We start from the raw sequence: 9,740 nt of genomic DNA, 5'->3' as shown, positions 1-9,740 counted from the left end.
CTGGCGGCGTTTACTGGAAAACTCACTGTCGGCAAAAGTCAGTTGCTGGCTCATCCGGTTACTCATTCTGGGTTCAGGTTACAACACGATGATCTCACATCTCGGACTTATTCGCACCTTCCTTAAAGCGCTGATTCGTAAAGATCCGCACGCCGCTAAGCTGGCGATGTGGCAGCACCTGGAAAACACCAAGCAGATGCTGTTCAATGAAACCAGCGACGACTTCGAATTTAACGCTGACCGCTATCTTTTCGCCGATAATCCCGTTGTTCATCTCGATACGGTCCCCAGTGCCGCAAAATAGATGACCTTCCCGCTGGCAGGCGCTTCGCTGCGCCTTCCGGCGAACGTGGGTAAGCAAAACATATATAGTGTCAGCCTTTGTAAATCCCCTCGCTCACTTTCTGGGCTTACGCCAAAATCAACTCACGCCTGCAAATTCTGTGACGCAGAACGTTGGGCTTTGTTACAATTGGATTCACTTCGTTATTTTGTAAGTTAGTGCTTGCTAACCAGCCAATTAACAGGGAACAGTGTTGGCCACACCGCAATGTGTCCGCGAGCGACCATAATGAAATCACAACCATGTCGCCGTGCTGTTTGTCCCGGATAACAGGCATGACGTTAACCGATTTCCAGGAACACTGAATGGAACTTTTGACCCAACTACTGCATGCCCTCTGGGCGCAGGATTTTGAAACGCTGGCCAACCCTTCCATGATTGGCATGCTCTATTTCGTCTTGTTTATGATCCTGTTCCTTGAGAACGGCTTGCTGCCTGCTGCTTTCCTGCCCGGTGACAGTTTACTGGTGCTTGTCGGCGTGCTGTGCGCCAAAGGGGCGATGGCATTCCCGCAAACTATTTTGTTACTGACCGTCGCCGCGAGTCTCGGCTGCTGGGTCAGCTACATCCAGGGAAGATGGCTGGGCAATACCCGGATCGTCCAGAACTGGCTCTCGCACCTGCCTGCACATTATCACCAGCGGGCGCACCACCTTTTCCATAAGCACGGGCTTTCTGCGCTGCTGATTGGCCGCTTTATCGCCTTTGTACGCACCCTGTTGCCGACCATTGCCGGTCTGTCGGGGCTGAGCAGCGCGCGCTTCCAGTTCTTTAACTGGATGAGCGGCCTGCTGTGGGTACTGATTCTGACGACGCTCGGCTATGCGTTGGGGAAAACGCCAGTCTTTATGAAATATGAAGACCAGCTGATGTCCTGCCTGATGCTGCTGCCTGTGGTGCTGCTGGTCTTCGGTCTGATCGGCTCGCTGGTCGTCCTGTGGAAAAAGAAATACGGAGCCAGAGGCTAACGATGGCTATCTCACCGCTCGCCCTGCGCCGTTTTGCCTGCGCCGTGATAACACTGGTGGTGCTCAGCGCCATGCTGCTGGCATGGAGCGCGCTTTCGCACCAGGAATCCACGCTGGCCATTCGCCCGGTGAACCAGGGTGCCAGCGTGCCTGACGGTTTTTCTGTCTGGCACCATCTGGACGCGAACGGGATCCGCTTTAAAAGCATCACCCCGCAGGACGATGTTTTACTGATCAAGTTTGATTCCCGAGCGCAAAGTGCCGCCGCAAAAGTGGTTCTCGACCGTACGCTGCCGCACGGGTATATCATCGCTCAGCAGGAAGATGACAGCCAGCCTGCTGCCTGGCTGTCGCTGATTCGCGATACGTCGCATCGGTTTGGATAATTACCAGGATTCCGAATCTTTTCACTCACTTTGGTGAATCCCCCGTTTACTTACTATGCTTAAGTACGCGGAGCACCCCTCGAATGTACTCCGCATAACTTTGGATAGCGGCTTACGCCGCAACACAATGGAAGGTTTCGATAATGAAATTCCGCATGACTCTGGCTCTGGCCCTTTTTTCTTTAAGCACAGCATCCTTCGCAAATTCTCTCTGTCAGGAGAAAGAACAGGATATTCAGCGTGAGATCGGTTATGCCGAAAAGCATAACAATCAGCACCGTGTTGATGGTCTTAAAAAAGCGCTGAGCGAAGTGAAAGCGAACTGTTCAGACAGCAAGCTGCGTGCCGACCACCAGAAGAAAATCGCTGAACAGAAGGACGAGATAGCCGAGCGCCGTCGCGACCTGCAGGAAGCGAAAGAGAAAGGGGATGCGGAAAAAATTGCTAAGCGCGAGAAGAAGTTGAAAGAAGCGCAGGACGACCTGAAAGCGCTGGAAGCTCGCGATTATTGAGTTAACGGAAATCTCAACAGGAGAGAATCATGTCAAAAGATACGACGTCTGAACATCTGCGCGCTGAACTGAAATCCCTGGCCGATACCCTGGAAGAGGTGCTGAACTCCTCTGCTGACAAGTCAAAAGAAGAGGTCAGCAAGCTGCGCAGCAAGGCGGAGCAGGCGCTGAAAGAGAGCCGCTATCGCCTGGGTGAAACCGGCGATGCGCTGGCAAAACAGACCCGCGAAGCGGCCGCGCGTGCGGACGAATATGTGCGTGATAATCCATGGACGGGTGTCGGGATTGGTGCCGCAGTCGGTGTGGTACTGGGTGTCCTGCTGACGCGTCGTTGATATGGAAGATCCTCGTCACGCACAAGGGCCTGCTAACAACGTCCTCGGCATCGGCCAGCGTATTTTGACGACGCTGGTCGGGATTGCCGAAACGCGCGTCCGGCTGGCAGTGGTCGAACTGGAGGAGGAGAAAGCGAACCTCTTCCAGATGCTGCTGATGCTTGGACTGACCATGCTCTTCGCCGCGTTTGGTCTGATGAGCCTGATGGTGTTAATCATCTGGGCCATTGACCCGCAGTATCGTCTCAACGCCATGATTGCCACGACCGTCGTTCTGCTGGTCGCGGCGCTGATTGGCGGCATATGGACGCTGCGTAAAGCGCGTAAGTCCACGTTCCTGCGCCATACGCGTCAGGAGCTGGCTAACGATCGCGCCCTGCTGGAGGATGACAAGCCGTGAGCGGTAAAGCCGAACGTCAAAAGCGAAAAGCATACCTGCTAAGCCAGATCCAGCAGCAACGGCTGGATCTGTCGGCCAGCCGTCGCGACTGGATTGACGCGACGCGACGGTTTGACCGGGGCTGGAACACCTTCCTGAGCCTGCGTTCATGGGCGCTGGTCGGCAGCAGCGTGATGGCAATCTGGACGGTTCGTCATCCAAATATGCTCATCCGCTGGGCGCGCCGTGGTTTTGGTGCCTGGAGCGCCTGGCGTCTGGTGAAAGCCACGATCCGTCAGCAGCAATTACGCTAGCCTTCTCGCCGGGTGGCGGCTACGCCTTACCCGGCCTACTTACACTCGTAGGCCGGGTAAGCGCAGCGCCACCCGACAAAATCCTCCCCCTCCCTTACTCAATATCTTTGAAGAAGATTGACAGTTTTCCTTGCTAACAATTGCCCACCGTCACGTTTATGATGCTCTCCATCGACAGCAACGACGCGGTATCTACCCGGAATTGCAGACAAATAACGTTCAGCCGCTGATGTGGTTTCCTGGAGAGTAAAATGAAAAAATTAGAAGATGTTGGTGTACTGGTCGCGCGTATTCTGATGCCAATTCTGTTCATCGTGGCAGGTTGGGGCAAAATCACCGGTTATGCGGGTACCCAGCAGTATATGGAAGCCATGGGCGTTCCGGGGTTCCTGTTGCCACTGACCATTCTTCTTGAGTTCGGCGGCGGCCTGGCAGTGCTGTTCGGCTTCCTGACCCGCACCACCGCGCTGTTTACCGCAGGCTTCACCCTGCTGACCGCGTTCATCTTCCACAGCAACTTTGCGGAAGGCGTGAACTCACTGATGTTCATGAAAAACCTGACCATCGCGGGTGGCTTCCTGCTGCTGGCCGTCACTGGCCCGGGCGCATACAGCATCGACCGCGTTCTGAATAAGAAATGGTAAGCACGCTATACTGAATAAACACAAAGCGAGGAGACATCTCCTCGCTTTTGCTATCTGACGGAGGAGAAAAAATGGGACAACTCGTAGACGGCGTCTGGCAGGATGTCTGGTATGACACCAAATCCACCGGAGGTCGCTTTAAGCGCTCTGTTTCGGCCTTCCGTAACTGGCTGACCGCCGACGGCGCACCAGGCCCGAGCGGCGAAGGCGGCTTCGCGGCTGAGAAAGATCGTTATCATCTTTATGTTTCCCTCGCCTGCCCGTGGGCCCACCGCACGCTGATCGTGCGCAAGCTTAAAGGTCTCGAATCCTTCATTCCGGTTTCCGTGGTCAACCCGCTGATGCTGGAAAATGGCTGGACGTTTGACAGTGATTTCCCTGCAGCGACCGGCGACGATCTTTATCACCACAATTTCCTGTACCAGCTCTATCTGCGTGCCGATCCGCACTACACCGGGCGCGTGACCGTGCCGGTGCTGTGGGACAAGAAAAACCAGACGATTGTCAGCAATGAGTCTGCGGAAATCATCCGCATGTTCAATACCGCGTTTGACGCGCACGGCGCCCGTGCCGGAGATTACTATCCGGTGGAGCTGCGCGAGAAAATTGATGAACTGAACGGCTGGATTTACGACAACGTCAATAACGGTGTCTATAAGGCCGGTTTCGCCACCAGCCAGGAAGCGTATGACGAAGCGGTCGGAAAGGTGTTTGAATCGCTGGAACGCCTGGAACAGATCCTGGGCCAGCATCGCTACCTGACGGGCGATCGCCTGACGGAAGCGGACATTCGCCTGTGGACCACGCTGGTTCGCTTTGATCCGGTCTATGTCACCCACTTTAAGTGCGACAAGCACCGCATCAGCGACTACCTGAACCTGCATGGTTTCCTGCGCGACATCTACCAGATGCCGGGCATCGCGGAGACGGTCGACTTCGACCATATTCGCACCCACTATTTCCGCAGCCACAAGACCATCAACCCGACGGGCATTATCTCCATCGGGCCGTGGCAGGATCTGGATGAACCGCACGGGCGCGACGTCCGTTTTGGATAAATATTAAGGGCATCACCAGATGCCCTTTTTTAATTCACAATCTCCATCTATTCTTACCTCGATCGCTTAGAAAACAAGTGATTGACTGACTAATGAGGCAAGGAAAATGGACTGGTATTTAAAAGTACTGCGCAACTACATTGGATTTGGTGGCCGCGCCCGCCGCAAAGAGTACTGGATGTTCGTTCTGGTGAACTTCATCCTCATCATGGTGCTGGGTATTGTGGATAAAATTCTTGGCTGGGAGCGGGCTGGCGGTGAAGGCGTGCTGACCACCATTTATGGCCTGTTAGTCCTGCTGCCATCGTGGGCGGTATTGTTCCGTCGGCTGCACGACACCGATCGTTCGGCGTGGTGGTTATTGCTGCTGTTGATCCCGATCGTGGGCTGGATCGTGATTCTTATCTTCAACTGCCAGAGCGGCACCCCAGGTGAAAACCGCTTTGGTCCGGATCCTAAGATCGTCGCGTAAATTACTGCCCGGTGGCGCTTACGCTTACCGGGCCTACTCGTTTATTTATTGTGGTGGGCGAAGAGTTTGGGTATTTCGCGCAGGCACCATGATTTGGCTTCGCCCATGCTGTCGCGACGCCACGCCATAATGATATCCACTTCGCTGGTGTACTCCGGACTCACGACCCGCAGCCGCCCTTCCGCAATATCTTTCTCCACAAACGGGTACGGCATCGTCGCCACGCCCAGACCGGCCAGCAGCGCCTGCCGTTTGTCTTCCAGGGAGGTCACCGTCAGACGTGGCTGTTTATCCAGCAGCTGCACCGTCAGTACCGGACGCTCGCGCGCGGTATCCGCGACCGCGACGCCGCGATATTTCACGCGCGTCACTTCGGAGAGCGGCTCCGGCTCCTGGTGAATCGGATGGTTGGGGGCGGCAACGTAGACGTTCATGACGCTGTAGAGTTTGCGCGAGTTGATTTCTGACGATGAGCGGAAGTGCATGTCCGGCGCAATAACGATATCTGCCCTGCCCGTCTCCAGACGTTCCCACGCCCCTGCCAGCACCTCGGTGATGATCGACAGCTGCGTATTGGCCTTCGCCGCCAGGCGGTCCACCAGCGGAAACAGCGCTTCGGTCGGCACCAGCGCTTCGGTCACGAGCGTCAGATGGGTTTCCCAACCGCGCGCCAGCGCTTCGGCGTCGGTCGTCAGCTTATCAGCCGCTTCCAGCAGCACGCGGCCGCGCTCCAGCAGCATTCGGCCGACATTGGTGAATTTTGTTCGATGACCGGAGCGGTCAAAAAGCACCACGTCCAGCTCTTCCTCCAGCTTCTGCATGGTGTAGCTCAGCGCAGACGGAACGCGCCCCAGTTCATCGGCCGCCGCCGCAAAACTGCCGCGTCGGTCAATCGCGTCCATGACGCGAAGCGCCTCAAGCGTCAATGCTCTCTCTTTAGCCATCTCGTTCTCATTCAGGAAATTTGAACATACCAGGCAGAATATCTGGCTAACAATGAAGCGTCCATACCTTTACCATTGTTTTAGTGTAAAGAGAGGTCAAGTTTATGATTACGACAAGAACAGCTAAACAGTGCGGACAAGCCGATTTCGGTTGGCTGCAGGCCCGCTACACCTTTTCCTTTGGACACTACTTTGACCCTAAACTCCTCGGTTACGCTTCACTGCGCGTGTTGAACCAGGAAGTGCTCGCCCCGGGCGCCTCCTTCCAGCCGCGTACGTACCCGAAAGTCGATATCCTGAACCTGATCCTGGAAGGCGAGGCAGAATACCGCGATAGCGAGGGCAATCATGTCCAGGCAAAGGCTGGCGAAGCGCTGTTAATTTCCACGCAGCCGGGCATCAGCTACAGCGAGCATAACCTCAGCAAAGACAAAACGCTGACCCGCATGCAGCTGTGGCTCGACGCCTGCCCTGAGCGGGAAAATCCGCTGGTACAGAAGTTAGATTTAACGGGCGATAAGCAACAGCTGATTGCATCCCCTGATGGCAGTAAAGAGAGCCTGCAGCTGCGTCAGCAGGTGTGGCTGCACCATATCGAGCTGAAGAAAGGTGAGCAGGCAAGCTTCCAGCTTCACGGCCCGCGCGCCTATCTGCAGTCGATTCACGGTACCGTGCATGCGGTGACGCACGCGGAAGAGAAAGAAGCGCTCACCTGCGGCGACGGCGCGTTTATTCGTGATGAAGCGAATATTACCCTTGTGGCGGATACGCCGCTGCGCGCGCTGCTGATTGATTTACCGGTTTAAAGAACGCCCTGACCCTAACCCTCTCCCACAGGGAGAGGGAACCGATAGAGCCCTGAACTCGCTACACCTTACTCGCCATAATCTCAATAATCTGCCGGTCCGTGGCCTGCATCGAGCGGCACGCCAGCGCGCACAGGTTCGCGATCGACTGCTCCACATCGTGCGCGACAATCCCCTCGTTGCCCGTCACGCCCGACTCATCCAGCGCCATCATCACCGCTTTCCAGGCGCTACTGACGCTGGTGGAGACCTTCATGGCGCAGCTGTTTGACGCCCCGTCGCAGATCATCCCGCTGACGTCACCGATCATACTGCCGATCGCCATTGCGATGGTCTGGTAACGGCCACCCATCAGCCACGCCATTCCTGCCGCAGCGCCCATCGCCGCCGTTGTCGCCGCACACAGTGCGGACAGGCGCGGAAGCTGATAATGGATATAGATCGCCGACAGATGCGACAGCATCAGCGCCCGCGCCAGCCGTTCGTCACCGGCCTGAAGGTGCTCAGCCACAACAACGACGGGCATGGTGGCGGTGATCCCCTGGTTACCGGAGCCCGAATTGCTCATCGCCGGCAGCGTTGCGCCCCCCATCCGGGCATCCGAGGCGGCGCTGGTGCGAATAACAATGTCTGAACCCAGATCCTGCGCCAGCCATCCGCGCGAGCGCTGCTTCTCAAGCGTTGCGCCAATATGCAGCCCCCACTTCCCGCTGAGCCCTTCGCGGGAGAGCGCATCGTTCAGTTGCCCTGCTTCCAGGATGAAGCGAATGGCCTCAAACGGCACCTGCTCGACAAATTCCAGGATCTGCGACAGCGTAGCGTGCGACAGTACCGCCAGCGGGTTGTCATCCACCTCGGTCACGGGCTTATCCAGCGTAAAGCGCGTTTCCCCCTGGCAAACCACTTCCACCACCCGGGTATGCCCGCCCGCGATGGTCACCATTGCCGAGAGATCCCCGGCATAAACGCAGGCACGGGAATAGAGGATCTCATCGCAGGCCTCCTGCAGTTTTACCTGCACTTGCCCTGCCTCAAGCAGAGCTTTGGCGCGGACCAGTGCATCGGCTGTGGCATCTTTCAACACCTCCAGGCCGGCGTGCGCATTACCGCCAATTGCGCCCAGCGCCGCAGCAATGGGCAACCCGACCATGCCGGTACCCGGTACCGTCACGCCCAGCCCGTTTTTCATCAGGTTCGGCGAGACCCACGCCTCAATCCGTGTGACCTCCCCCGGCAGGAGGTCTGCGGCAATCGCACAGGCCAGTGCCAGAGAGACGGGCTCGGTGCACCCAAGGGCAGGCTTCACTTCTTCCTGCACCGCGCGAATAAATTGATTCCATAAAGGATGAATTTGCTCAGACATCGTTACGACCTTAATGACCCTCAGGAGAATGCGAGGAAAGGAGAAACACAAAGCAGCAGTCCGGTGATGACAATAATCACCAGCGATACGCCTTTATATTTATGCAGCGCCGGTACCTTGTAGACCAGCCATGCCGGGATCAGACAGCCCACCATGCCGAAGATGGGGCTGCAAATGGAGGTGAAGCTCAACACCGGCGCGTTCAGGACTATCGCGCTCCAGGCCAGCAGAATGGCGAACAGCATAATCCCGCGCTGGACGGCGTTTTCATTGATTCTTTCTGCCGGCATTTTGCGGCGCAGGATGTTCATGACGATACCCTGCGTGGCCTCGCGGAAGCCGAGGTAGACGCCGAAGAACGCGGTCATCACGGCGAAGATATTGAGGATCACGCTGACGATTTTGACCCAGCCCGCGCCGTCGCCGCTGATAAACTGCGCCGCAATCGCCAGGGCAGAGATATTCTGCTCGTAGGCTTTGACCGCCTCATCGTGCCCCATCGCCAGGGTGAAAGAGACGGCATAGAAGAAGACCGTCACAAACAGGACGCCAAAGGCAATGTTCATTGCCCGGAGCGCCTTATGACGCGCCACCTCCACCGATTTTTCACGCGAGCGGTAAGAGATCACCATCGGGCTCAGGGTCTGAATAAAGAGAATGGAGGTTAAGGTAAAGGGCAGCGTAATGATGGCGTTTTTAATCAGCAGCCCCAGCGGCGGCAGCATGCCCACGTTGGCTAAATGCCAGAGGCCGATCATCGACAGGCCCAGCGCGGCAACTACGAATAATTTGGTCAGCACCATCAGGCTGGACACTTTAAACAGCAGCTTTTCACCGCGTGAAGAAATCGCGACCAGAATGCAAATCAGGAATAAACCGTAGAACGGATTTTCCGAGAGCAAACCGTCGGTCACGCCGAAGGTGTGCAAATACGAGGCGCTGTCGTTGGTAATGGCCGTGGAATAGACAAACATCCAGATCACCAGCATCACGAAATAGAGCGCACCTAATAAAATTCCCCAGTTCTTACCCAAATACCCGCTAATTACGCTCGGATAGTCTTTGCATTCCGGGGATTCTGCCAGCGTGTTAAGGAAGGTGCGAATAAGTCCGAGATGTGAGATCATCGTGTTGTAACCTGAACCCAGAATGAGTAACCGGATGAGCCAGCAACTGACTTTTGCCGACAGTGAGTTTTCCAGTAAACGCCGCCAGA

General features: G+C 56.2%; 13 protein-coding genes and 1 pseudogene. 11 read left to right on the top strand and 3 right to left on the bottom strand.

Going from position 1 to position 9,740, the window contains the following annotated elements; translation table 11 throughout:
• The 10 genes and pseudogenes from ACOTXT_RS21645 to ACOTXT_RS21600 all read left to right on the top strand — a co-directional run.
• Positions 1–304, top strand: a pseudogene (locus ACOTXT_RS21645) (hypothetical protein); the annotation flags it as partial.
• Between the two features lie 344 nt (positions 305–648).
• Positions 649–1,311, top strand: coding sequence for a DedA family general envelope maintenance protein YqjA (gene yqjA / locus ACOTXT_RS21640; RefSeq protein WP_008503144.1), 663 nt, complete (start codon positions 649–651; stop codon positions 1,309–1,311).
• 2 nt (positions 1,312–1,313) lie between these two features.
• Complete coding sequence (gene mzrA / locus ACOTXT_RS21635; RefSeq protein WP_023294631.1) at positions 1,314–1,697, top strand: EnvZ/OmpR regulon moderator MzrA; 384 nt, start codon at positions 1,314–1,316, stop codon at positions 1,695–1,697.
• 143 nt (positions 1,698–1,840) lie between these two features.
• Entirely contained in the window at positions 1,841–2,209 is a 369-nt protein-coding gene (locus ACOTXT_RS21630; protein WP_008503142.1) for a DUF1090 domain-containing protein, read from the top strand.
• A 29-nt stretch (positions 2,210–2,238) separates the two neighbouring features.
• Positions 2,239–2,544, top strand: coding sequence for a DUF883 family protein (locus ACOTXT_RS21625; RefSeq protein ID WP_008503141.1), 306 nt, complete (start codon positions 2,239–2,241; stop codon positions 2,542–2,544).
• Between the two features lies 1 nt (position 2,545).
• The gene (locus tag ACOTXT_RS21620; protein ID WP_014885329.1) at positions 2,546–2,944 is read left to right on the top strand and encodes a phage holin family protein; all 399 of its coding nucleotides are present in this window, start codon (positions 2,546–2,548) and stop codon (positions 2,942–2,944) included.
• Positions 2,941–3,237 carry a YqjK-like family protein gene (locus tag ACOTXT_RS21615; protein ID WP_008503139.1) on the top strand — a complete coding sequence of 99 codons (297 nt, stop codon included), beginning with the start codon at positions 2,941–2,943 and terminating at the stop codon, positions 3,235–3,237. The genes ACOTXT_RS21620 and ACOTXT_RS21615 overlap by 4 nt, the downstream gene beginning before the upstream one ends.
• Positions 3,238–3,488: 251 nt before the next feature.
• The gene (locus ACOTXT_RS21610) at positions 3,489–3,881 is read left to right on the top strand and encodes a DoxX family protein (protein ID WP_023294633.1); all 393 of its coding nucleotides are present in this window, start codon (positions 3,489–3,491) and stop codon (positions 3,879–3,881) included.
• A 71-nt stretch (positions 3,882–3,952) separates the two neighbouring features.
• Positions 3,953–4,939 (top strand): glutathione S-transferase family protein, encoded by a 987-nt coding sequence (locus ACOTXT_RS21605; RefSeq protein ID WP_100122148.1) that lies wholly within the window; start codon positions 3,953–3,955, stop codon positions 4,937–4,939.
• Between the two features lie 106 nt (positions 4,940–5,045).
• Positions 5,046–5,411: a DUF805 domain-containing protein gene (locus tag ACOTXT_RS21600; RefSeq protein WP_008503136.1), complete on the top strand. Its 366-nt coding sequence runs from the start codon at positions 5,046–5,048 to the stop codon at positions 5,409–5,411.
• 41 nt (positions 5,412–5,452) lie between these two features.
• Here the strand turns inward: ACOTXT_RS21600 and yhaJ are convergent, their stop codons facing one another.
• Positions 5,453–6,355 (bottom strand): DNA-binding transcriptional regulator YhaJ, encoded by a 903-nt coding sequence (gene yhaJ, locus ACOTXT_RS21595; RefSeq protein WP_008503135.1) that lies wholly within the window; start codon positions 6,353–6,355, stop codon positions 5,453–5,455.
• Positions 6,356–6,459: 104 nt separating this feature from the next.
• Between yhaJ and ACOTXT_RS21590 the strand changes: the two genes are divergently transcribed.
• Complete coding sequence (locus tag ACOTXT_RS21590; protein WP_008503134.1) at positions 6,460–7,161, top strand: pirin family protein; 702 nt, start codon at positions 6,460–6,462, stop codon at positions 7,159–7,161.
• Positions 7,162–7,222: 61 nt separating this feature from the next.
• On the opposite strand, the gene ACOTXT_RS21585 is transcribed toward ACOTXT_RS21590, so the two are convergent.
• Positions 7,223–8,524 carry a serine dehydratase subunit alpha family protein gene (locus ACOTXT_RS21585; protein WP_333166483.1) on the bottom strand — a complete coding sequence of 434 codons (1,302 nt, stop codon included), beginning with the start codon at positions 8,522–8,524 and terminating at the stop codon, positions 7,223–7,225.
• A gap of 20 nt (positions 8,525–8,544) precedes the next feature.
• The coding region (locus tag ACOTXT_RS21580; RefSeq protein ID WP_421625444.1) for a hypothetical protein at positions 8,545–9,740 on the bottom strand (1,196 nt) is incomplete at its 5' end.

It is taken from the genome of Enterobacter cloacae complex sp. IR5422 (genome assembly GCF_049238165.1).
Taxonomy (GTDB): Bacteria; Pseudomonadota; Gammaproteobacteria; order Enterobacterales; family Enterobacteriaceae; genus Enterobacter; species Enterobacter roggenkampii.
This window is presented reverse-complemented; position numbering and strand designations above follow the sequence as displayed.